The sequence below is a fragment of the Hamadaea sp. NPDC051192 genome, from assembly GCF_040682475.1.
Taxonomy (GTDB): Bacteria; Actinomycetota; Actinomycetes; order Mycobacteriales; family Micromonosporaceae; genus Hamadaea; species Hamadaea flava.
Map to the genome: position 1 here is coordinate 52,542 of NZ_JBFBAZ010000001.1, position 21,135 is coordinate 73,676.

The following is a 21,135-nucleotide window of genomic DNA, read 5'->3' on the forward strand; positions in this document are numbered from 1 at the left end:
TCGTGAGAACCGTCGTGCTGGAGAACGAGCACCTGCGGGCGACCTTCCTGCCCGACAAGGGGGCGGACCTCGTCGAGCTGTTCGACAAGGCGCGCGGGATCGACCTCGCCTGGCGATCGCCGATGGGACGCCGCTCGGCGGTGCCGGGCGGCGCGCCCGACCCGGTCGCCGCCTTCCTCGACACCTATCCGGGGGGTTGGCAGGAGGTGCTCCCGAACGGGGGCGCCCCCTGCCACTACCGGGGCGCGGCGCTGTCCCAGCACGGTGAGGTCAGTGGCGTGCCTTGGGCGTACCAGTTGGTTGACGAGGGTGTGATCTTCACCGTCGAGACCGCGCGTTTCCCGCTCCGGCTGACCAAGACGATCCGCTTGCGGGGCGCGGGGCTGGAGTTCGCCGAGGAGCTGGAGAACCTCGCGCCGGTCGAGATCGAGACGATGTGGGGGCAGCACATCACGTTCGGCGAGCCGTTCCTCGCGCCGGGCCACCGCATCCGCCTGCCCGAGGATGTGACGGTGATTCCGCACGAGACCGCGATCCATCCGGCGGGACGGCGGGTTCTTCCGGACCGCGGCACGTGGCCGGTCGTAGCGGCGTTTCCCGAAGGGACCACGGATCTGTCCATCGTCCCCGAGCGCGGCGGGCCGAGCGACATCGTCTACCTGCACGGCGCCTCCTGGTACGAGATCACCGCGCCGGACGGCCACGGCCTGCGCGTCGAGTGGGACGTGGCAGTGCTGCCATACCTGTGGCTGTGGCAGGAACTGGGCGCGACGACCGACTATCCCTGGTGGGGCCGTGCCTACGTGCTGGGGCTCGAACCGTTCTCCAGCTATCCGACCGACGGGCTGGCCGAGGCGGTACGCAACGGCACAGCGCTGCGGTTGGCCCCCTTCGACAAGCGGGCCCTGAGATGGTCCGCCCAGCTGCTGGCCGCGTCGGGAGGCGCTGATGTCTGAATTCGCGGGAAAGACCGCCGTCGTGACCGGGGGATCCATGGGGATCGGCGAGGCCGTCGTCTCGCACTTGTCCGCCGAGGGTGCGTCCGTCGTCTACTGCGGCGTCGGCACCACTGTGGACACAGACTCCGTGGTGGGCCGCGACCTGGACGTGCGGTCGCCGGCCGACATGCGAGCCCTAGTCGAGCTGGCGGTGTCCCGGTTCGGCGGCGTCGACATCCTCGTCACCAGCGCGGGCATCCAGCGGTACGGGACCGTCGAGGAGACCTCGGCCGAACTGTGGGACGAGGTGCTCGCGGTCAACCTGACCGGAGTGTTCAACGCCTGCCAAGCCGCCCTGCCCGAACTCCGCAAGCGGGCCGGCACGATCGTCGCGGTCTCTTCCGTGCAGGCCTTCGCCTCACAGCAACGCGTCGCGGCGTACGCGACCTCGAAAGCAGGCGTGAACGCGCTGATCAAATCGATCGCGCTGGACTACGCCCCCCACGGCGTACGCGCGAACGTCGTATGCCCCGGCTCGGTCGACACCCCGATGCTGCGCTGGGCGGCCGACCTGTTCAAAGGCACGTCCACCGTCGAGGAGACGGTCGAGGGATGGGGCGCCCGGCACCCGCTGGGCCGCGTCGCCCGACCCGCCGAAGTCGCCGAAGTGGTGGCGTTCCTGGCCGGGCCGCGATCGTCGTTCGTCACCGGCTCCGAATACCGGGTGGACGGCGGCCTCCTCACCGTCAACCCCGCCTCCCTCCCCTAACCCCGCGCCCCCGCGCCCGCCGCCCCACCCCTCGCCGCCCCCCGCGCCCCCACCCCGCCCCGCCCCCGCCGCCCGCCCTATCCGCGTTGATCATGGAGTTAACTGTGGTCTCGACGGTGTGTCGACACTGGAAACTCCATGATCAACGGCGGGCACGGTGGGGGGCGGGGTGGCGGTGGGGGGCGGGGTGGCGGTGGGGGGCGGGGTGGCGGTGGGGAGGGGGTCAGTAGGTGTAGAAGCCCTTGCCGGTTTTGCGGCCGAGGTCTCCGGCGGCCACCATGCGCTGCAACAGCTCGGGCGGGAAGAACTTGGGGTCGGCCGTCTCGGTGTAGATGTTGCGGGCGGCGTGGGCGAGGATGTCGACGCCGGTCAGATCGGTGGTCGCCAGCGGACCCATCGCGTGGCCGAAGCCCAGCTTGCAGGCGATGTCGAGGTCCTCGGGGGAGACGACGCCGTTCTCGACGAGCTTGACCGCCTCGACCACGAGCGCCGCGATGAGGCGGGTGGTGACGAATCCGGCGACGTCCCGGTTGACCACGATGCAGGTCTTGCCGACCTCTTCGGCGAAGCTCCGGGCAGCCGCCAGCGTCTCGTCGGTGGTCTTCAGGCCGCGTACGAGTTCGCAGAGTTTCATCATGGGGACCGGGGAGAAGAAGTGCGTCCCGACGACGGACTCGGGGCGGGAGGTCACCGCGGCGATCTGCGTGATCGGGATGGCGCTCGTGTTGGTCGCCAGCACGGTGGTGTCCTTGCAGATCCCGTCGAGCGCCCGGAACACCTCCTGCTTGACCTCGATCGACTCGAAGACGGCCTCCACGACGATGTCTGCGTCGGCCGCCGCCTCCAGCTCGGTCACCGGGGTGATCCGGGTCAGCGCCGCCTCCGCGTCGGTGGTGGAGATCGTGCCCTTGGCGGCGAACTTCTCCAGGGACTTCTTGATGGCGTCCAGGCCACGCGTGGTGGCGGCGGTGTCCAGGTCTCGCAGGGTCACGTCCCAGCCGGCCTGGGCTGCCACCTGCGCGATACCGGAGCCCATCAGCCCGGCGCCGATGACCGTCAGCTTCTTCGTCATGGCCCTCACCTTAACGAGCCTTCAGCAGCGCCTCCGGCCGGTGCCAGGGGGCCGGTGCGGGTGGTGCCCGCGTACCTCGGAATGCGGGGTGGCTCGGCGGCGTGCACGCTGGGCGAACCGGACAAAACCCGCTAATGAGAGCCGTTCTCGCGATCTGATGCGGAGAGCTACCAGACAGTGGCAGACTGTGGCCATGCTCGCGCTGGACGGCCCTTACGTGATCGGTCCGGTGGTCGCCCTGATGGTCACCGGGTTACTGGCCTTGTTGCTGCACCGGGCCTTACGGCGGCAGGAGGCCGCGGCGGCGCGCCCAGCGACGCCGTCCCGCCCCGACGACTACGGACTCCTCGTCCCGGTCGCGAGTTGCCGAGACCGGGTCGACGCCGACCTCGTCCGGGAACACCTCGCCACGGCGGGAATCCGGTCGACGCTGACCACCGGGGTCGACGGGCGGATACGCGTACTGGTGTTCGCGGACGCGCTGGACCGAGCCCGGCGCCTCGTCGGCTGAACCGCCGCCGCCGCGCCCGCCGCGCCCGCCGCGCCCACGCCACGCGGCCGGATCAGGGTTCCGGGTCGAATCTTGGCCCAAGATTCGACCGAGATCCCTGATCCAGCGCACAAAAGCGCGAGCGCCCGAAAGCGCGCCCGAAAGCGGAAGCGCCCGAAAGCGGAAGCGCCCGAAGGGAGCGAAGCGCGGGGTCAGCCGTCGCGCTTGCTGGTCCATCGGAAGAACAGCAGGCTGGCCACCAGCCCCACGACGCACCACGCGCCCAGGATCAAGGCGACCTTGCCGAGTTCGAACGAGCCGGCCGGCTCCGACGCCGCGAACGAGTCGGGCAGGAACGCCGCGCGCATCCCCTGGCAGATCCACTTCAGCGGGAAGAGTGCCGCCATCTGCTGCATCCAGTGGGGCAGCTGGGTGAAGGGGAAGAACACCCCGGAGATGAACTGCAGGATCAGCGCGATCGGCGTGACCACGGCCGGCCCGCTCCGCCCCGTACGCGCAGCCGCCGAGAAGGCGATGCCGAGCAGCGTGCAGGCGGTGAGCCCGAGCAGCCACACCCAGACGAGGGTGAACCACTTCGCCGGGCTGGACGGCAGATCGAGGCCGTAGAACATGCCGATCACGAGCAGGATCACGGTGGCGAAGAAGCCGATGACGCCCACCTGGATGATCTTCCCGGCGAAGAACACCCACTTCGGCATGGGCGTACTGCGGTAGCGCTTGAGCACCCCGCGGTCGCGCTCGATCGGGATGGTGATGGCCAGGTTCTGGAAGCCGGACGACATCAGCCCCGAGGCGATCATGCCGGCCGCGAAGTACTGCTTGAACGAGATGCCATCGATGTCGCCGGAGAAGATCGCGCCGAAGATCAGCAGGATGATCGCCGGGAACACGAGGGTGAAGACCAGCGATTCCCGCGTACGCGCGAACTGCTTGACCTCGATCCGCCCCTGAGCCAAGGCCAACCCGGTCATGACTGCTCTCCGATCATCTTGAGGTAGATGTCCTCGAGGGACGGCCGGTGCACGACCAGCTCCGGCACCTCACCGCCGAACTCCGCGGACAGCCGCTGGACGACCGCCGTCGGCGCGCCCGTCTCCTCCGAGCGCAGCGAGCCGTCGGAGGCGCGCCAGCTGACCGTCGTCTGGCCGGTGTTCCGGCCGCCGAGCGAGGCCGGAGTGGCGACTTCGAGCATGCGGCCGCCGGCGATCACCCCGACGCGGTCGGCGAGTTCCTCGGCCTCTTCCAGGTAGTGCGTGGTGAGCAGGATGGTCGTCCCGCTCGCCCGGAGACCCCGGATCAGCTCCCAGAACTCCCGGCGGGCGACCGGGTCGAAGCCGGTGGTCGGCTCGTCGAGGAAGAGCAGCTCCGGCTTGTTGACGATGCCCAGGGCGACGTCGAGGCGACGCATCTGCCCGCCCGACAGCGTGTGCGTACGCGCGTCGGCCTTCTCGGCCAGCCCGACCTGTTCGATCACCTCGTCCGGGTCGGTCGGGTCCGGGTAGAACCGGGCGAAGTGCCGGACGACCTCGCTGACCTTGAGTTCGTCGAACTCACCGGTGCCTTGCAGCACCACGCCCACCCGCGTACGCCAGGACAGCGGAGCGTGGCCCGGATCGACGCCGAGCACGTCGACCGAGCCGGCGTCCCGCTTGCGGAAGCCTTCGAGGATCTCCACCGTGGTCGTCTTGCCCGCGCCGTTCGGGCCGAGGAGCGCGAAGATCTCGCCGCGGGCGACCGTCAGGTCCAGCCCATCGACGGCTGCCTTGTCCTGGTAGGACTTGCGGAGCCCCGAGACGGAGATCGCCAGATCGGAAGTCACGGGGTCACTCTAGAACTCGGCGCGAAGTGGGCCACGGCACAGGCCACTCGTGAAGTTTCTCACCGGCCCAAGTTACTTAACGGTCACTTAGACTCCGAGAATGGAGAGCGTGGAGGGCAAGCTGCCCGAGCGGGATCGGCCCTGGGTGATGCGCACGTACGCCGGCCACTCCAGCGCGGCGGCGACGAACGCGCTGTTCCGGCGGAACCTGGCCAAGGGGCAGACCGGGCTGAGCGTCGCGTTCGACCTGCCGACCCAGACGGGGTACGACCCGGATCACGAGCTGGCCGCCGGGGAGGTGGGCCGGGTCGGTGTGCCGATCTCCCACCTCGGCGACGCCCGCGCGCTGTTCGACGGGATCGACCTGGCGCGCGCGAACACCTCGATGACCATCAACGCGACGGCGATGTGGCTGCTCGCCCTGTACGTCGCGGTGGCCCAGGAGCAGGGGGCGCCGGTCGACAAACTGGCCGGCACCACGCAGAACGACCTCATCAAGGAGTACCTCTCCCGAGGTACCTACATCTTCCCGCCCGGCCCGTCGTTGCGGCTGACCACCGACATGATCGCGTGGACGGTGCAGAACACCCCGCAGTGGAATCCGGTCAACATCTGCAGCTACCACCTCCAGGAGGCGGGCGCGACGCCCGTCCAGGAGGTGGGCTTCGCGATGGCCACGGCGGTCGCCGTGCTCGACGCCGTCCGCGACAGCGGCCAGGTCCCGCCCGAGCGGATGGGCGATGTCGTCCAGCGCATCTCGTTCTTCCTCAACGCCGGCGTCCGGTTCGTCGAGGAGATGGCGAAGATGCGGGCGTTCGGCCGCCTCTGGGACGACATCACCCGGGAGCGCTACGGCGTCACCGATGCGCGCCAACGACGGTTCCGGTACGGCGTACAAGTGAATTCACTGGGCTTGACCGAGGCGCAGCCCGAGAACAACGTGCAGCGCATCGTGCTGGAGATGCTGGGCGTGACCCTCTCGCGCGACGCCCGCGCGCGAGCCGTGCAGCTGCCCGCGTGGAACGAGGCGCTCGGGCTGCCGCGCCCGTGGGACCAGCAGTGGAGCCTGCGCATGCAGCAGGTCCTGGCGTTCGAGTCCGACCTGCTGGAGTACCCCGACCTGTTCGAGGGGTCGCACGTGGTCGAGGCGCTGGTGGACGGCATCGTCACCGGCGCGCGGGCCGAACTGGAGCAGATCCTCGACCTCGGCGGCGTCGTCGCGGCGGTCGAATCCGGCTACCTCAAGAGCGCCCTCGTCGCCTCCCTCGCCGCCAAACGTGCGCGGATGGAGTCCGGTGAGGACGTCGTGATCGGCGTCAACCGCTTCGCCGAGACCGAGCCGTCGCCGCTCACGGCCGCCGGCGCGCAGGCCGTCGAGCAGATCGACGCCGGCGTCGAGGAACGCGCCACCTCGGCCATCGCGGAGTGGCGCGCCATGCGCTCGCCCACCGCGGTCCGCGAAGCTCTGGACCAGCTCCGCGCGGACGCGGCGACCTCCGCGAACCTCATGCCCGCGACGCTTCACTGTGTACGCACAGGGGCGACCACGGGAGAGTGGGCCGCAGCGCTGCGCGACGTGTTCGGCGAGTACCGGGCGCCGACCGGGCTGGCGGGAGTCTCCCCGTCGAGTTCGGCGACCTCGGTCCGGGCGCAAGTCCAGGAACTGACCGCCGAACTCGGCCACCCGCCCCGGTTCCTCGTCGGCAAACCGGGCCTCGACGGCCACTCCAACGGTGCCGAGCAGATCGCCGTACGCGCCCGCGACGCCGGATTCGAAGTGGTCTACCAAGGCATCCGGCTCACGCCGGCGCAGATCGTGGCAGCCGCCGTCGCGGAGGACGTCGACCTCGTCGGGCTGTCCGTGCTGTCCGGGTCGCACCTGTCCGTCGTACCGCTTGTCCTGCAAGGGTTGCGAGAGGCGGGGTCGTCGGTGCCCGTCGTCGTCGGCGGCATCATCCCGGCGGGGGATGCTTCGGTGCTGCTCGCCGCTGGCGCGGCTCGCGTGTTCACCCCGAAGGACTTCGCGTTGTCCGACATCATGGCGGATCTGGTCGCGGTTATTCGGGATTCGGCTGCGGCTTAGGGCACTTTCATGATCAGCGGAAGTTTCGCGGGGCTATGACCCCACGTTCACTCCGTTGATCATGGCAGTGACTCGCGTAGCAGCGGGGAGCGTCAGCGGAAGACGGCGACGAGGCAGGTGGCGAGCATGCCGCCGAGCACGGTGAGCCCGATCGCGCCGGTGTCGAGGCGCGTGGCCGCCCAGTAGTCCACCCATCGGGCGGCGAACGGGATACCGGCGAACGGGGCGAGCATGAACAGCGGCCAGCTGAGCCAGGGCGTACCGGGGACTCCGCCGGCGAGGAGGCCGAGGGCGACTGCGCCGATGCCGCCGATGAGGGCGAGCGAGAGCAGCAACGGCAACGGGAGTGCTTCGGCTCCGCGGCGGGCGCGGGCGACGCGGGCGGCGGCGGAGGCGATGAGGGCAACCGGGTCGCCGGTGCCCGCTCCGGCGGCGGGGGCCGGCAGCGGGCCTGCCCGTCGCGCGCGCCAACGATGGCCCACCAGTAGTTCGGTCCAGATCCGATCGGCTTGGCCGTCGAGGTCGGCGACGGTGGCCTCCCGGGTCGCCACGACTTCGGCGCAAGCCAGGTGGATGCGGCCGGCGGCGGCCAGGTCCTGGTCGACGACGGCCACACCGTCCAGGTAGGACTGTGTGGCGGCGGTGACGGCGACGTCGCGGCGGCGGGTCGCGGCGACCAGCTCGGCCACCAGGGCACGATATTCCGTGGCGCTCACAGGTCGACCTCGTAAGGGATGAGGATTTCCGGCGCGCGATGGGTCGCCCGGTCGAAGAACAACCCCCGGTGCGGCCGGGGATACCAGGCGGGGCCGCCGGGCTGCGCCGACAGCGGGGCCAGCTCCTGACCGTGGACGTCCAACGCGATCCACGCGCCGATGGAGTCGAGCCGGGCGGCGATGCCGCCGAGGTCGTCGCGGAGCCGGGGCACCGACCGCCACCAGCCGAGCAGATGCGTACGCCGCTCGGGGCCCCGGTTCAGCACGGTACGCAGCAGGTCGTGACCGGTCGGCTCGCCGACCCCTCGTTTCGCCGCGAGCTGCGGAGCGGCCGCGTCGAGGGCGAAGACGAAGACGTAGCGGGGCCGATCGGTGTCCAGTCGGGCCAGCTGGGTCAGCATCGGCAGCAGGCTGTCCTCGTCGTGCCAGACGCATCCGGGCAGTTCGACCGCGAGCGCCTTCGCGGCCGGCTCGGCGTCCGGGTCGAGGCAGGCGACGACGAAGTCCGCCGTGCCCGGCTCGTGCTGGCGGGCCAGCGTCAGCCCGGCCGACGTGAGGATCGCGCAGGCTTCCGGCGTACGCGTGCCGAGGACGGCCAGGTTCCGCCCGGGACTGCGGGTCAGGCGCAGCGTCGCCGGTCGCCGGGCGACGTCGATGGTCTCGCCGAGCAGGGCGACCGCGCCGTCCTTGGCGAAGTCGGGCGGCGTACTGGGCAACACCGGGAAGGCGGGCACCGCTTCGCCGTCGAACAGCCGGGGCGGGTCGAGCAGCGCGTCGGTCAGCGTCCAGAACTGAGTCTGGATCTCCTGCCAGCGCGTACGGTCACCGGCGTCGGGCAGCTTGACGATCTGGTTCGCCCCGACCGCGCCGGAGTCGGCGTTCACGACGGCGTGATGGCGCGGGATGAGTTCGGCGGCGAGGTTGGTCTCGGCCAGGATGCGGCGGGCCTTCGGCAACGCGATCCGCAGCGTGAACTGGGCGACCAGCGCCGACCGGCCCCACAGCGCCTCGATGCCGGTCACGTCCTGGCTGGCCAGGACGAGGTGGATGCCCTGGGACCGGCCCCGGCGGGCGAGGTCTTCCAGCAGGGCGACCGCCTCGGTGGTGACCGCGTCCCGTTCGCCCAGCAGGACCTGGAACTCGTCGATGACGGCCACGATCCGGGGCCAGTGTCCCTCGGGATCTTCGGCGCGCAGCTCGGCCAGCTTGGTGGCCTCGTGCTTCTTGGCCGCCGACGCCCGCCGCTTCAGCTCGGCGGCCAGATGTCGCAGCAGGGCCAGGCCGAACTCACGGTCCGAGTTGATGTTCACGCCGACGAGGCGTACCTGGGGAAGCCAGCTCGGATCGCGCGGCGAGGGAGCGAACCGCGCGAACGAGACGCCCTCCTTGAAGTCGAGCAGGTGGAGTTCGAGTTCCTCGGGGGAGTAACGGCTGGTGAGCCCGGCGAGCCAGCAGTAGAGCAGGTTGGTCTTGCCGGAGCCGGACGGGCCGCCGATCAGCGCGTGCGGGGGATCGTCCCCGAGGGTCAGCTCGACCAGGTCGCCTTCGGTGCCCTCGCCGATGGGCGCGCACAGGCGCCGAGCCGACGACTCGGTCCAGAACTCGGCCGGGAGCAGGGCGTCCACCGTGGCCGGCGGCGGCCCGGCGGCCAGCTCTTTGGCGAAGCCGGTGACCAGTTCGGCCGGTGGCGGCGGATCGAGCAGGACAGTCAGATCGCCGGTCAGGCTGGTACGCGCGGCCCACCCGTCGACGACCGAGACGGTCTGGACGTCGTCCCGCGTGGGCAGCGGAAGCCCGCGGCTGATCACGTGGACGCCGGCGGCGACGCCCGCCCGGAGGACGCGATCCAGCTGCGCCTGCTGGGCGCTCGACAGGTCGGTGGAATCAGCGAGCAGCACCAGCACGCGCCAGGGTTCCGGCCGCCGCCCCAGTACGCGAGCCGCCGCCGCCACGTTGGCGTGTTCCCCGGCGAGGACCGTCTCGTTGATGCGCTGGATCTGGGCGGCCAGTTCGTCGAGGGTGGCCGACAGCCCGCCGGGGCCGACGTAGGTGGTGATCTCGGCGGCGGCCAGGGGCGCGAAGCCGGCCAGCGCACCGCCCAGGTGACCCGGGTCGTAGATCCAGAGGCGTACGCCGCCGGCCGGGACGGAGCCGAGCATGCGGAGCAGCAGCCCGGCGATGACGCCGTCCAGGGTGGACGGATCGGGCCCGTCCAGCGCCAGGTGGGCCGCGTCCAGGACGGGCAGGAGCGCGGGCAACGGCGGATCGTGGTCGATCACGCCGGCGCGCAGCAGCCCAGGCCCCGGTACGCCGGGCGTGGCCGTCCAGGCGGGCCAGGTCTGCCCGGCCGCACCCGGTGCCGCAGTGCCCGCGAGCGCCGACAGTGCTTCGGTGACGGTGGCCGTCTCCCGGCGCAGCTTCTCCTGCGCCGCCTGGATCAAGGCGTCCCGTTCGCCTTCCAGTGCTCGATGGCGCTCCGGGCTCCGCCCGGCTACCGCATCCCGTTGTGCTTTCGCCTCGGCGTGCGCGACGGTCGCCGCGATGAGCGCCGAGCGGGCGGCAGCCCGCGCGGCGGCGAGCTCCCGGCGTACTGCGGAGACCAGTGGTCCCCGCGGGAAATCAGGAGGCACCGCCCACCGGCGTCTCGTCGGCGAGCGCGTCGACCGCGCTGCGGCGACGCGTCGGGTCGCCCACGCGCAGGGCCCGGCGCATCGTCGAGTCGGCGGCGGCGTTGCGGCGGCGCTGTTCCTCCTCGACGACGGCGTGCAGTTCGCTCGCGCCCCGGCCGGTGGCGGCCAGCAATCCGGCGGTGATCAGCACCGCGGCGGCCGCGGCGTCGACCGGATGCGTGGGTGAGCCTTCGGTGCGCCGCTGTGGGGTCGCGTGGCAGATCCGGGCGACGATCTCCTCGCCCGGCTCCGGGGGCAGCTCCGGCAGTAGTCCGGTGTGGACCAGGGCCGCTCGGCGTACCCTCGCCAAGTCTTCGAGCCGCGGCGGGTGCCCGACCAGCTCTGCCGCCAGGTGCCGCAGCAGGGGCGGGGCGACCGCCGCGAGGCCGAGTCCCACTGCCGGGCCGGCCGAGCCCAGCTCGCGGTGCAGCTTGGCCGGGCGTTCGTCGAGCGTCGCGGAGACGCAGCGGCGCAACAGTTCGGTGCTGGTCTCCGCCGGGTCGTCCGTGCTGCCCGAGGTGATCAGGTCGTCGAGCACGTCCCGGCCGGCCAGCGTGCGGACCCGCTCGGCCCACCAGTCGCTCAGCGGCACGTCGGCCGAGCGGCCCTGGGTCGGCACCACGGGAGCGGCGGCGCCCCACGGCTGCGCGGTCCCCACCGAATCCGCGGCCAGACCCAGCGCCAACGCGTACGCGTCGAGGGCGTCGTGCGCCGAGCGCATCAGGCCGGCGGCGGATTCGAGGCGGTCGGCCGCCCCGCCCAACTGCGGTACGCGCTGCGGGTCGCCGGTGGCGTGCATGACCCAGGCGAGCAGCCCGCCGGCCATCCGCAGCCGTTCGGCCGCCGCGCGCACCTCGGCGATGGGCAGGTCTTCGCGGACGATCCGGAGCTGGTCGCCGAGATCCTGAACGAGACTCATCACAACCCCGCTACGTATGTCTGGGCCTGGTCGACCGCGGTCAAGGTGGCGGTAAGGCATTCCTCGAGCTCGTTCGTCGCCTGGGCCAGGGCGGCCTGAGCGGCGCTGACGTTGTCGTGGCCGGAGCCCTCGACCGCCACCGCCAGGCTCAGCTGTGCCTCGCCCAGCCGGTCGTTGGCCGCGCGAACGGCGTCTTGGCTCTCCTGCACGTGCAGCATGGCGGCGTCAATGGCCGCCTTGACCTCCGCGACGCTCGCCACGGCACCTCCCGGGGGTGGATACGTGCAGTTTTACACCAATTTGTCCGTTAGTATTCCGCGCGACTCCAGCGTTGCGTAACGGCGACACGCCGATTCACGAAGCTCAACGAACCGTGGCGAGGGTTGGTACCGGGTCGTCTTCCGTCACACCGCCCAGCCGGGGCGTGCGTAGCACCCACCGCACGGCGGCCGGCGCGTAGTGGCCCGCGACCAGCATCAGCGCCGCGACGACGAGCCAGCCCCAGCCGCCGGTGTTCACCGCCAGCACGGTGAGCCCGGCCGGGGCGAGCGACTGCTGCGCCTGGCCGCCGAGCCGGAACAACCCGGTGTACTCGCCGCGCCGGTTCTCCGGCGGCACGCTCGCCGTGATGCCCCAGGCGCCGGCCGACTGCGTCAATTCGCCCACCGTGAGCATCACCGTCCCCAGCGCCAGCACGGCGATGGTCAGCGGGCCGGCGGTCAGCGCGGCCGCGCCGAGCAGCAGCGCCGCGGCGGCCACGCTGAATCCGCTGCGGCGCAAGGCCTTCGCCGCACCGGCTGGGGTCTCGCTGCCTCGGCTGGCGCGTACCTGGAAGGCCACGGCGAGCACGGTGTTCACCATGAACAGCGCGGGCACCACCACCGGCGGCGCGTCCGTCCGGCTCAGCGTCCACAGCGGAAGCACGACGCCGAAAAGCGTCTGGTGCGCCTGGAGCACCCCGTTCACGCCGCTCAGCGCGAGGAACGGCCGATCCTTCAGCACCGCGAAGGCCGACGTCCGCGGCGCGCTCGCCATCGCGGTCACCCGCGGCAGGCGGGCGATCAGCAGCGCGGTCACCATCAGGACCGCGCCGTTGACCAGGACGAGGGTGAGGTACGCCGACCGGGTGCCGACGGCGAGGGCGAGCCCGGACAGGGCGGCCCCCGCGGTGAACCCGACGTTGAGCGCGCTGCGCTGGTACGCCAGGGCGCGTACCCGCTCCTCGGGCGGCAACGCCTGCAGGGTGTAGACGTGCTTGGCCGTCCCGGTCAGCAGATCGGTCACGGCGAGCAGGCAGGCCACCCCGAGGAACGCCGCGAACGACCCGGCCAGCGGGTACGCCAGGAAGAGCAGCGCTTCGGCGACGCCCGCCACGATCCAGGTACGCCGGGCGCCGTACCGGTCGACGAGCGCGCCCAGCGGCACCGAGCCGAGGACGGTCAGCGCGCCCGCGACGGACAGCCCGATGCCGACCTGGGTGGCGGAGAGCCCGAAGAACCGGGTGAAGAAGACGGCGCTGCCGGCCTGGAAGACGCCGGAGCCGGTGGCGTACACGATCGAGCGGATGGTGAGGGCGCGGGTGACGCCGGGCGGGGGGACGATCTGCATGCTCACCAGCCAACACCGGCGACTACTCTGGGCGTATCCTTTTCGTCCGAGCTAAAAGGTGGTCGCTGTGAGTGAGGTGCGGTTCGAGGTCGGCGACCTGACCGACGTCCGCTTCTGCACCTCGCCGCTGTGGGAGACGGTCTTCTCCGTCCGGGCGTACGCCGATCCCGGTCGGTTTCCGGCGCTGAGCCCCTGGTTCCGGGCGGTACGCGAAGCGCTGGCGGCGGACGCCGCCGGGGCGGACCACTGGGCGTACCTGGCCGAGTTCGTCCGGCCCGGTTCATGGATGCCGGACTTCCTCACGCCACCGCCGCCCGGCCGTCATGGCGACATCCGCGAGGAGCTGGCCGGCGTCCTCGCCACGTCGCCGGCGACCGTGCGGGCCGACATCCTGTCCTGCGCCAAGTGGACGCCGATCAGCGGGACCGCCCGAGCCGCCGCGGACCGCCCCGAGGACGTGCTGCCCAAGCTGGGGGCCGCGATCGAGGCGTGGCACCGGATCGCCATCGCCCCGCACTGGCCCCGGATGCAGGCGCTGCTCGACGGCGACATCGCGTACCGCACGCGGCAGTTGTCCCGGGGCGGCCTGCGGCTGCTCTTCGAGACGCTCGCGCCGAACACCCGCTGGGAAGGCGATCGGCTCATCTGCGAAGACCCCTGGGACCTGCGGCTGACCGTCGCCGGGCGGGGCCTGCCGCTGATGCCCAGCGTGTTCGCCGACCGACGGCTGCTCTGCACCGTCCGGGACGAGTCCCAGCCGGCCGGCGTCTACCCGGTACGCGCGGTCGGGACGCTGTGGTCGGCCGCGTCCGGCGTCGGCGGGGCCGCCCTCGGCCGGGTGCTCGGCCCGGCCCGTGCCGAAGTGTTCACGCTGCTGATCGGGCCGGCCACGACGACGGATCTGGCTCGGCGTACCGGGCTGTCGGTGGGCGCGGTCTCCCAGCACCTGACGGCGCTCCGCGAAGCCGGGCTGGCCCGCCGCGCCCGCCACGGCCGCGAGGTCTACTACGAGGCCAGCTCGGTCGGCAACGAGCTGCTGCGCGTCAACGGACTCGCCTGAGAAGTCAGCGCGTACGCCGCCGCCCGGCGAACACGAGCAAAGCGCCCGAGACCAGGATGATCGCCCCGGCGAGGAGCAGCCGGGCGGTGTGCTGACCGGTGCTCGCCAGCTCCGGCACGTCGAGCACGAAGGTTCCGGCCGGCACCTTGACCGGGCCCTTGCTGGTGTCCACCACGATCGTGAAGTACGGGTCCTTGATCGTCTTGCCGCACTTCGGGTTCCGCATGTGCAGCTGGTAGGTGCCGTCCGTGACGGCGTCGAAGGTCGCCACGCCGCCCGCCCCGGTGGTCGCGGTGACCGGCTTGCCGTCCGCGCCCAGCACGGCGCTGCCGTCGGTGTTGTCGAGTTCGACCGTCGCCGGGCAGTCGTCGGTCGCGCCCGTCACGGGGACCTCCACCGGGACGGCCTTCGCGGCGAGCCAGAGCTGGTAGATCGGCGCCCCGAGAAGCCGGGAGAAGCGGAGGGTCAGCGTCTTGATCGCCGCCGTCGGCTGGAACCAGGCCGCCGCCCCGAAGGTGTCCAGGGTGTTGCCGACGAGCGTGCTGGTGTCGGCCGACCACGTCGGCAGGTCGGTGAACGGCCCCGGCCCGGTGCACCCGGCCGGCTTCGGCGCGTACGCGCAATAGTTGAACGCGCCCTGGAACCCGAGGTCGGCGGGGGAGACCGGGTCGCCGTTCGCGTCGGTCGCCGAGATCGTCAGGGTGTCGGCGTCGAGGTCGCCGATCACGAACGCCCAGTTCTTCGCCGGCGTCGCCGGGTCGAAGGCGACCGTCGTCGTCGAGGTGTCGAAGCCCGTCGCGGTGCTGACGTTCAGATACGTATGCCCCTGCGAGCTGCCGTACGCCTGCCCCGGCGGGGTCTGCGGACCCAGGAAGGTGTTCGCCCCGGAGGGAACGGCGACGGTCGAGGCGTTCGACGCGACCTCGGCGACCGGGAAGCCGGCGGCCGGCGTACCGGTGGCCTGCCAGGCTCCGCTGCTGCCGGACCGCGACCAGTCGGCGTAGCTGCCGTTGGCGGCGGCGTACGCCGCTTCCGGCAGAGCCAGCACAGCCACGGCAATCGTCACGATCGCGGCAAAACGGGTACGCACATCGAGATCAACGCCCGCCGTGAACAGCGGTTACTGCGTGTATTGCGTGGCCCCCGCCGCCGCTCGAGCGCGGGCCCGCCGCCGTCGCCGCGTGACCACCCACCACATGAGCCAGATGAACAGGCCGATGAACAACAGCACCAGGACCGGGATGATGATCGCGACCACGGAGAGAGTGACGCTGGTGGCGTCCTCGGCGGTCGACACGACCGGCGTCCCGAAGCCGAGGGTCAGCGTGTTGACCACTGGGCGGGCCGCCGCCTTGGTCAGGTGCACCGTCCCGGCCAGGATGATCCCGATCAGCATCGGAACCCACTGTTTGGACTCGAAGAAGCTCCCCGGGTCGGTGACCGTCACCGTCTCCGACGTCGAGCCGGCGGTGAACGCCAGGCCGCCGGCGGTCGGGCGGACGACCGTCTGGATGACGTCGTTGGCGTGATCGACCAGCGGCACCTTGTCGGCCACCAGCTCGACCGCGAGCAGAACGGCCAGGATGATCAGGACCCAGCCGTTGCTCAGCCACTTCCAGCTGTCGGGCAGGGTGATCAGGTTGGTGTACCGGTCGAGCAGGCCGATCGCCAGGAGCGGGATATAGGCGTTGAGCCCGGCCGCCCCGGCCAGGCCCGTCCCGGTGAGGGCTTCAAGCACGACTTCAGGATGCCAGGCCGAATCCAGTCCCGCAGGACAGACGATAGGCTCGCATCGTGCGATTGGTGATTGCTCGGTGTTCAGTGGACTATGTCGGACGACTCGCGGCGCATCTGCCGAGTGCCACTCGGTTGATCATGGTGAAGGCGGACGGGTCGGTCTCCATCCACGCCGACGATCGCGCGTACAAGCCGCTGAACTGGATGAGCCCGCCCTGCAAGCTCGCCGAGAACGACGGCGTCTGGCGCGTGGTCAACAAGGCGGGCGAGGAGCTGCGGATCACCCTGGAGGAGGTCTTCAGCGACAGCTCGCACGAGCTGGGCATCGACCCGGGTCTCCAGAAGGACGGCGTCGAGGCGCATCTCCAGCAGCTGCTCGCCGCTCAGCCCGAGACCTTCGGGACGGGCTACTCCCTCGTACGCCGGGAGCACATGACCGCGATCGGGCCGGTCGACCTGCTCTGCCGGGATGGCGGCGGGGCGCACGTCGCCGTCGAGATCAAGCGGCGTGGCGAGATCGACGGGGTGGAGCAGCTCACCCGCTACCTGGAGCTGATGAACCGCGATCCGCTGCTGGCCCCGGTCGCCGGGATCTTCGCGGCGCAGGAGATCAAGCCGCAGGCCCGAGTGCTCGCCGAGGACCGGGGCATCCGTTGCGTCGTCGTGGACTACGACCGGCTACGGGGCTTCGTCAAGGACGAGCTGACCCTCTTCTGAGGCTCCCCGGACGGGTCTTCACCGATTTGCCGGAGTCGATAGAGTCTCGGCATGGACAACGCCGGTTGGCCGGATCCGGCCGTTGCGCGTACCACTGGGGAGTTCGTGGCCGCGATGCGCGGTCTGAAGCGGGCGTCGGGACTGGGCTACCGCGCACTGGAGAAGGCCTCAGGTGGCGCGTTGCCCCGCAGTACGCTCACCGCGATCCTCGCGCGGGAGACGTTGCCGCGGTCGGAAGTGGTCGAGGCGCTGGCGCGGGCGTGCGGGCTGCCGGAGGACGAGGTCGCGCGGTGGCGGGCGGCGTGGCGGCGGATCGCCACCGAGGCCGAGCTGCCGGTGCCCCCCGACGCGCCTTCCCGCTCAGCGGTCACGAGCCCAGTGGCCGAGCCCTCAGCACTCAAGCCCTCAGCACTCAAGCCCTCCGCGGTCGAGTCCTCAGTCGCCCAGCGTTCGCCTATCGAGCCCGCAAGCGTCGAACCGCCTGCCGCTGAACGGTCCGGAGCCGGCTCGGTCGCCGCTGCGCCACGGCGGGCGGAACCGAGGGGCGGGCTGGCAGCCTTGGTGCCGCCCGCGATCCTGTCCGGGAGCTGGCCGCTGCGGGCGCTGGCGGTCGTGCTGGTCGTGATCGTCGGGCTGGTCGTCGCGGGCGCGATCACCACGACGATCCGGGACCTGGCGTCGTCGGCGAACTCACCGGAACCGACGGGCGTGCCGACCGGGCTGCCGGCCGACCCGCCGAGTGGCGAAGGCACTGGGCTGACGACGCTGACGACACGCGGGGCGGGCGGCTGGACGGTGCTTCGGACCGGCGACGCGACGCTGCCCGACGAGCAGAGCGTGGACTTCGAGACGATGACCGTCGGACCGGAGGTACCGGGCTGGGACGCGCGACTGAGCGAGCGAGGCGTGAAGATCAGCGCGCCGAAGGGCGTGTCCATCCTCGGCGGCACCGGTCCCGAGACTGCCGAACGCTGTACGCAGTCCCCGCCGGACCAATGGGACAGCCAGGCCGGGCCGGTGAACGCGCTGAAACCGGGGGCGTCGATCTGCGTGGCCACCGATGCGGGCCGGACCGTGCTGCTCACGGTGCTCCGGGCGCCGGACAGCGTCACGCCCGACCTGGTCTTCCACTACACCGTCTGGCAGCGTTCCTGAGCGGAACCGTCTGGCAGCGCCGGTCAGCGGGACCGGCCGTGCATCAGCCGCACGATCCGCTCGCCCAACGCCACGCTCTTCTCCGTGTGCCGGTAGGTGAGCAGCGGTACGACGCTGGGCAGCCGGCGCTTGGCGATGGAGGAGGCGCGGGCGAACTCGCGCAGGCCGTCCTGGCCGTGGATGCGGCCGAACCCGGACTGTCCCACGCCGCCGAACGGCAGGGCGGGCAGCACCGCGAAGGCGAAGGTGGAGTTGACCGCGACCATGCCGGCCCGCAGCTGACGGGCCAGGGCCACGCCGTGCCGCTTGGAGAAGACCGCGCCGCCGAGCCCGTACGGGACGGCGTTGGCCTTGGCGACCGCCTCGTCCATGGACTTGACCTTCGCGACCGTCATCGTCGGGCCGAACGTCTCCTCGCACACCGCCGGGTTCGACTCGGGCACGTCGACGAGGATCGTCGGGCGGGCCACCGGACCGCGTACGGAGTCGGGGCCGCCGAGCAGGGCCCGGCCGCCGTCGGCCAGCGCGGCGTCGATGTGGCGCCGAATCGTCTCGCGCTGTCCCGGCATGGTGATCGGGCCGATGTCCTTAGTCGGGTCCTCGCCGTAACTCAGCTTCTCCGCGTCGGCCACGAGCACCTGGAGGAACTGGTCGTAGACCTTCTCGTGCACGTAGACGCGCTCGATGCCGACACAGGACTGCCCGGCGTTGGTCATCGCGCCCCACAGCGCGGCGTCGGCGGCGGCCCGCACGTCGGCGTCAGCGTCCACCAGGAGGGCGTCCTTGCCGCCGCACTCCACCAGGACGGGAGTCAGCGACTCGGCACAGGCAGCCATGACCTTCTTGCCTGTCGCGGTCGAGCCGGTGAAGGCCAGCTTGTCGACACCGGACCGGCACAGGGTCGCGCCGACGTCGCCGAGTCCGTGCACGATCTGCAGGACCGGGTGCTCGGGAACCACCTCCTGGAAGAGGTCGACGTACCACTGGCCGACCGCCGGGGTGTACTCGCTGGGCTTGAACACCACGGCGTTGCCCGCCGCGAGGGCGTACGCGATCGAGCCCATCGGGGTGAACAGCGGGTAGTTCCACGGGCCGATGACACCGACCACGCCGTACGGCCGGTACTCCAGGCGGCCGGCGTACTCCGGCTGCAACAGCGAACCGCCGACGCGGCGCGGGCCGAGCACCTTACGGGCGTGCTTGGCCGCCCACGCGATGTGCTCGACCGTCACGAAGATCTCCATCGTGGCGTCGATGCGTGGTTTGCCGCCTTCGGCCACCATCAGGGCGGCCAAGTCCCCCATGCGCTGGGTCATCAGGCTCCGGAAGCGCAGCAGACGGCGTTTGCGTTCGGCGTACCCGAGCTGCTCCCACCAGAGGCCGGCCGCGCGGGCACGCTCGACCGCCGCCGCCACGTCCGCCGGTGCGGCGACCGGGAACCGGGCGACCTCCTCGCCGGTCGCCGGGCTCGTCGAGACGAGGTGCCCGTCGACGATCCCGCTCGCGCCGGGGACGATGCCGCTCGCGCCGGGGACCTGCGTGAGCGCGGAGCCTTCACTGGTAGCCGTCACGGCGCGAATTCTAGTCCTACTCGCCGGTAACGCGAAAGATACTCACTCGGAGTGAGCTAGGCGCGTTGATCATGGGCTTTGCCCCGTCGCCACGCCGTCGAAACCACAGTTAACTCCATGATCAACGGGGGGAGGCGGGTGGGAGGGAGGCGGGTGGGAGGGAGGCGGGTGGGAGGTGGGCGGCGAGGATCTCGGCGGCGACTACGGCGGCCGGGCGCAGCTCGCCACGCTGGTGGCGATCGATGAAGCGCTGTCGTTCGGCGAACTCGGCGGACCGGATCTCGGCCTGCATGCCGGTGTCGATCACGCCCGGGTCCACGCTCACCACGCTGACCAGGTCGTCCCGGCCCTCCGCCGTCACATGGGCGAAGAACTCCTCGCCGCCCCGCTTGGTCGCCGAGTACGCCGACCAGCCGCTGATGACGTGGTGCGCCGCACCGCTGGAGACGAACAGGATCCGCAGTGGTACGCCGTGCGGCCGGGCGGCGACGGCCGCGTTGGTGAGCAGCATCGGCGCGGTCAGGTTGACGGCGACCGACCGGATCAGCGCGTCCGGGTCGAGCGCGCCGACCTCGCCGATGGGCTCGATGACGGCCGCGTTGTGCAGGAGCACGGCCTCGGTCGCGCCGACGAAGAACTTCGCGAGTTCGGCCGCGTCGGGCAGGCTCGCCGGGTCGGCCAGGTCGCAGGTTCGGGTGGTGATCTGCGGGTGTTCGAGCTGCTCGGCGGGGAACGATCGGGCCAGGGCCAGCAGCCGGACGCCCGGCTCGGCCGCGAGCTGATCGACGAAGGCCTGTCCGAGGCCGCGGTTGGTACCAGTGATCACCACATGACGCATGGCGTCAGCGTAAACCGGTGTGGTTCCGGCACATGGCCAGGACGCGGCAGGTGTGGCAGCATCCCGCGCATGGTGGCGTACCGGCGGGCGACGGTGGCGGTCGAGGGCGGCGAACTGGCCCTGGGCATCTGGGGCGAGGAAGGTCCACTCGTCGTGGCGGCGCATGGGATCACCTCGTCCCACGTCGCGTGGACGCTGATCGGCGAGCGGCTCGGGGCGGATCATCGGTTCGTCGCGGTCGACCTGCGCGGTCGCGGGGACAGCCGGGACCTGCCCGGCCCGTACGGGATGGACCGGCACGCCGACGACATCGCCGCGGTGATCCGGGCGTACGGGGGTTCGGCCGTGGTGGCCGGGCACTCGATGGGCGCGTTCGTCGCGGCGGCGACCGCTCGCCGCCATCCCGACCTCGTCAGCCGGCTCGTCCTCGTCGACGGGGGCGCGCCGTTGCCGCTTCCGCCCGGCGTACCAGCTGATGCGGGTGAAGCGGATCTGCAGGCGGCGATCGAGCAGACCGTGGGCGCGTCCTTCGCCCGCCTCACCCAGACCTTCCCGGACCACGCGGCCGTCGTGGACCTCTGGCGCGCGCATCCCGCGCTGACCGACTGGAATCCGGTCATGACCGCCTATGCGGACTACGACGCGGTCGAGACCGCCGACGGGCTGGTCGCCAAGTGCCGGCTCGCGGCCGCGGTCCGCGACGCCCAGGACATCTACGCCACCAGCTCCGCGCGATCGGCCGCGTTGCCGGTCCCCGCGGTCTTCCTCCGCGCGGAACGCGGCATGCTCGGCGGGCCGGTCCCGCTCTATCCCGAGGGATACGCCGAAAGGTGGCTACCGGGCATCACCGCCTCGACGGTCGGGGGCTCGAACCACTACACGATCACGCTCAGCCCGACGCCGGCGGATGTCGTGGCCGAGGCGATTCGCTCTGATCGGTGAGGTATCGGGGA

At 71.5% G+C, this 21,135-nt stretch carries 20 protein-coding genes; 8 read left to right on the top strand and 12 right to left on the bottom strand.

Translation table 11 applies throughout. The features are described from left to right. The first annotated feature begins 2 nt into the window (after positions 1-2). Positions 3-956: a DUF4432 family protein gene (locus AB0M47_RS00280; RefSeq protein ID WP_363405903.1), complete on the top strand. Its 954-nt coding sequence runs from the start codon at positions 3-5 to the stop codon at positions 954-956. Next, a complete protein-coding gene (locus AB0M47_RS00285) occupies positions 949-1,707 on the top strand; it encodes an SDR family oxidoreductase (protein ID WP_363405906.1) in 759 nt (252 codons plus the stop codon). The genes AB0M47_RS00280 and AB0M47_RS00285 overlap by 8 nt, the downstream gene beginning before the upstream one ends. Before the next feature lie 223 nt (positions 1,708-1,930). On the opposite strand, the gene AB0M47_RS00290 is transcribed toward AB0M47_RS00285, so the two are convergent. Then, entirely contained in the window at positions 1,931-2,779 is an 849-nt protein-coding gene (locus AB0M47_RS00290; RefSeq protein WP_363405909.1) for a 3-hydroxyacyl-CoA dehydrogenase family protein, read from the bottom strand. Positions 2,780-2,972: 193 nt separating this feature from the next. Here AB0M47_RS00290 and AB0M47_RS00295 point away from each other — a divergent pair, with 193 nt between their 5' ends. Beyond that, positions 2,973-3,290, top strand: coding sequence for a hypothetical protein (locus AB0M47_RS00295; protein WP_363405912.1), 318 nt, complete (start codon positions 2,973-2,975; stop codon positions 3,288-3,290). 191 nt (positions 3,291-3,481) lie between these two features. Here AB0M47_RS00295 and AB0M47_RS00300 read toward each other — a convergent pair whose 3' ends face one another. Both AB0M47_RS00300 and AB0M47_RS00305 read right to left on the bottom strand, forming a co-directional pair. Then, positions 3,482-4,261, bottom strand: a complete 780-nt coding sequence (locus tag AB0M47_RS00300) for an ABC transporter permease (protein WP_363405915.1) — start codon at positions 4,259-4,261, stop codon at positions 3,482-3,484. Then, positions 4,258-5,109 (bottom strand): ABC transporter ATP-binding protein, encoded by an 852-nt coding sequence (locus AB0M47_RS00305; protein WP_363405918.1) that lies wholly within the window; start codon positions 5,107-5,109, stop codon positions 4,258-4,260. The genes AB0M47_RS00300 and AB0M47_RS00305 overlap by 4 nt, the downstream gene beginning before the upstream one ends. A 100-nt stretch (positions 5,110-5,209) precedes the next feature. Between AB0M47_RS00305 and AB0M47_RS00310 the strand changes: the two genes are divergently transcribed. Then, positions 5,210-7,192 carry a protein meaA gene (locus AB0M47_RS00310; RefSeq protein ID WP_363405921.1) on the top strand — a complete coding sequence of 661 codons (1,983 nt, stop codon included), beginning with the start codon at positions 5,210-5,212 and terminating at the stop codon, positions 7,190-7,192. A 92-nt stretch (positions 7,193-7,284) separates the two neighbouring features. On the opposite strand, the gene AB0M47_RS00315 is transcribed toward AB0M47_RS00310, so the two are convergent. The 5 genes from AB0M47_RS00315 to AB0M47_RS00335 all read right to left on the bottom strand — a co-directional run bounded on the left by AB0M47_RS00315 (position 7,285) and on the right by AB0M47_RS00335 (position 13,104). After that, entirely contained in the window at positions 7,285-7,908 is a 624-nt protein-coding gene (locus AB0M47_RS00315; RefSeq protein WP_363405924.1) for a hypothetical protein, read from the bottom strand. Beyond that, complete coding sequence (locus tag AB0M47_RS00320; RefSeq protein WP_363405927.1) at positions 7,905-10,538, bottom strand: FtsK/SpoIIIE domain-containing protein; 2,634 nt, start codon at positions 10,536-10,538, stop codon at positions 7,905-7,907. Before AB0M47_RS00320 ends, AB0M47_RS00315 begins: the two co-directional genes overlap by 4 nt. After that, positions 10,528-11,496, bottom strand: a complete 969-nt coding sequence (locus AB0M47_RS00325) for a hypothetical protein (protein WP_363405930.1) — start codon at positions 11,494-11,496, stop codon at positions 10,528-10,530. Before AB0M47_RS00325 ends, AB0M47_RS00320 begins: the two co-directional genes overlap by 11 nt. Beyond that, positions 11,496-11,756 carry a hypothetical protein gene (locus AB0M47_RS00330; protein WP_363405933.1) on the bottom strand — a complete coding sequence of 87 codons (261 nt, stop codon included), beginning with the start codon at positions 11,754-11,756 and terminating at the stop codon, positions 11,496-11,498. The genes AB0M47_RS00325 and AB0M47_RS00330 overlap by 1 nt, the downstream gene beginning before the upstream one ends. 103 nt (positions 11,757-11,859) lie before the next feature. Continuing rightward, entirely contained in the window at positions 11,860-13,104 is a 1,245-nt protein-coding gene (locus AB0M47_RS00335; protein WP_363405936.1) for an MFS transporter, read from the bottom strand. A 67-nt stretch (positions 13,105-13,171) separates the two neighbouring features. Between AB0M47_RS00335 and AB0M47_RS00340 the strand changes: the two genes are divergently transcribed. Next, complete coding sequence (locus AB0M47_RS00340; protein ID WP_363405939.1) at positions 13,172-14,164, top strand: winged helix-turn-helix domain-containing protein; 993 nt, start codon at positions 13,172-13,174, stop codon at positions 14,162-14,164. 4 nt (positions 14,165-14,168) lie between these two features. On the opposite strand, the gene AB0M47_RS00345 is transcribed toward AB0M47_RS00340, so the two are convergent. Both AB0M47_RS00345 and AB0M47_RS00350 read right to left on the bottom strand, forming a co-directional pair. Continuing rightward, entirely contained in the window at positions 14,169-15,218 is a 1,050-nt protein-coding gene (locus AB0M47_RS00345) for an LPXTG cell wall anchor domain-containing protein (RefSeq protein ID WP_363405942.1), read from the bottom strand. Positions 15,219-15,284: 66 nt separating this feature from the next. Then, positions 15,285-15,902, bottom strand: a complete 618-nt coding sequence (locus AB0M47_RS00350) for a DUF4126 domain-containing protein (RefSeq protein WP_253757323.1) — start codon at positions 15,900-15,902, stop codon at positions 15,285-15,287. 56 nt (positions 15,903-15,958) lie between these two features. Between AB0M47_RS00350 and nucS the strand changes: the two genes are divergently transcribed. Together nucS and AB0M47_RS00360 are read left to right on the top strand one after the other, a co-directional pair. Next, the gene (nucS, locus tag AB0M47_RS00355; RefSeq protein ID WP_363405945.1) at positions 15,959-16,618 is read left to right on the top strand and encodes an endonuclease NucS; all 660 of its coding nucleotides are present in this window, start codon (positions 15,959-15,961) and stop codon (positions 16,616-16,618) included. 51 nt (positions 16,619-16,669) lie between these two features. Beyond that, complete coding sequence (locus AB0M47_RS00360) at positions 16,670-17,773, top strand: helix-turn-helix domain-containing protein (protein ID WP_363405948.1); 1,104 nt, start codon at positions 16,670-16,672, stop codon at positions 17,771-17,773. A gap of 23 nt (positions 17,774-17,796) precedes the next feature. On the opposite strand, the gene AB0M47_RS00365 is transcribed toward AB0M47_RS00360, so the two are convergent. Together AB0M47_RS00365 and AB0M47_RS00370 are read right to left on the bottom strand one after the other, a co-directional pair. Next, entirely contained in the window at positions 17,797-19,290 is a 1,494-nt protein-coding gene (locus AB0M47_RS00365) for an aldehyde dehydrogenase family protein (protein WP_363406407.1), read from the bottom strand. 175 nt (positions 19,291-19,465) lie between these two features. Next, positions 19,466-20,182, bottom strand: coding sequence for an SDR family NAD(P)-dependent oxidoreductase (locus tag AB0M47_RS00370; RefSeq protein ID WP_363405951.1), 717 nt, complete (start codon positions 20,180-20,182; stop codon positions 19,466-19,468). Between the two features lie 69 nt (positions 20,183-20,251). Here AB0M47_RS00370 and AB0M47_RS00375 point away from each other — a divergent pair, with 69 nt between their 5' ends. Further along, on the top strand, positions 20,252-21,124 hold the full coding sequence (locus tag AB0M47_RS00375; protein ID WP_363405955.1) for an alpha/beta hydrolase: 873 nt from the start codon (positions 20,252-20,254) through the stop codon (positions 21,122-21,124). Positions 21,125-21,135 lie beyond the last annotated feature (11 nt).

Bases quoted from the DNA above. Each gene is read 5' to 3' on its own strand.
- AB0M47_RS00285 (WP_363405906.1), top strand. From the start codon at position 949: ATGTCTGAATTCGCGGGAAAGACCGCCGTCGTGACCGGGGGATCCATG.
- AB0M47_RS00290 (WP_363405909.1), bottom strand. From the start codon at position 2,779: ATGACGAAGAAGCTGACGGTCATCGGCGCCGGGCTGATGGGCTCCGGT.
- AB0M47_RS00295 (WP_363405912.1), top strand. From the start codon at position 2,973: ATGCTCGCGCTGGACGGCCCTTACGTGATCGGTCCGGTGGTCGCCCTG.
- AB0M47_RS00300 (WP_363405915.1), bottom strand. From the start codon at position 4,261: ATGACCGGGTTGGCCTTGGCTCAGGGGCGGATCGAGGTCAAGCAGTTC.
- AB0M47_RS00310 (WP_363405921.1), top strand. From the start codon at position 5,210: ATGGAGAGCGTGGAGGGCAAGCTGCCCGAGCGGGATCGGCCCTGGGTG.
- AB0M47_RS00325 (WP_363405930.1), bottom strand. From the start codon at position 11,496: ATGAGTCTCGTTCAGGATCTCGGCGACCAGCTCCGGATCGTCCGCGAA.
- AB0M47_RS00335 (WP_363405936.1), bottom strand. From the start codon at position 13,104: ATGCAGATCGTCCCCCCGCCCGGCGTCACCCGCGCCCTCACCATCCGC.
- AB0M47_RS00360 (WP_363405948.1), top strand. From the start codon at position 16,670: ATGGACAACGCCGGTTGGCCGGATCCGGCCGTTGCGCGTACCACTGGG.
- AB0M47_RS00370 (WP_363405951.1), bottom strand. From the start codon at position 20,182: ATGCGTCATGTGGTGATCACTGGTACCAACCGCGGCCTCGGACAGGCC.
- AB0M47_RS00375 (WP_363405955.1), top strand. From the start codon at position 20,252: ATGGTGGCGTACCGGCGGGCGACGGTGGCGGTCGAGGGCGGCGAACTG.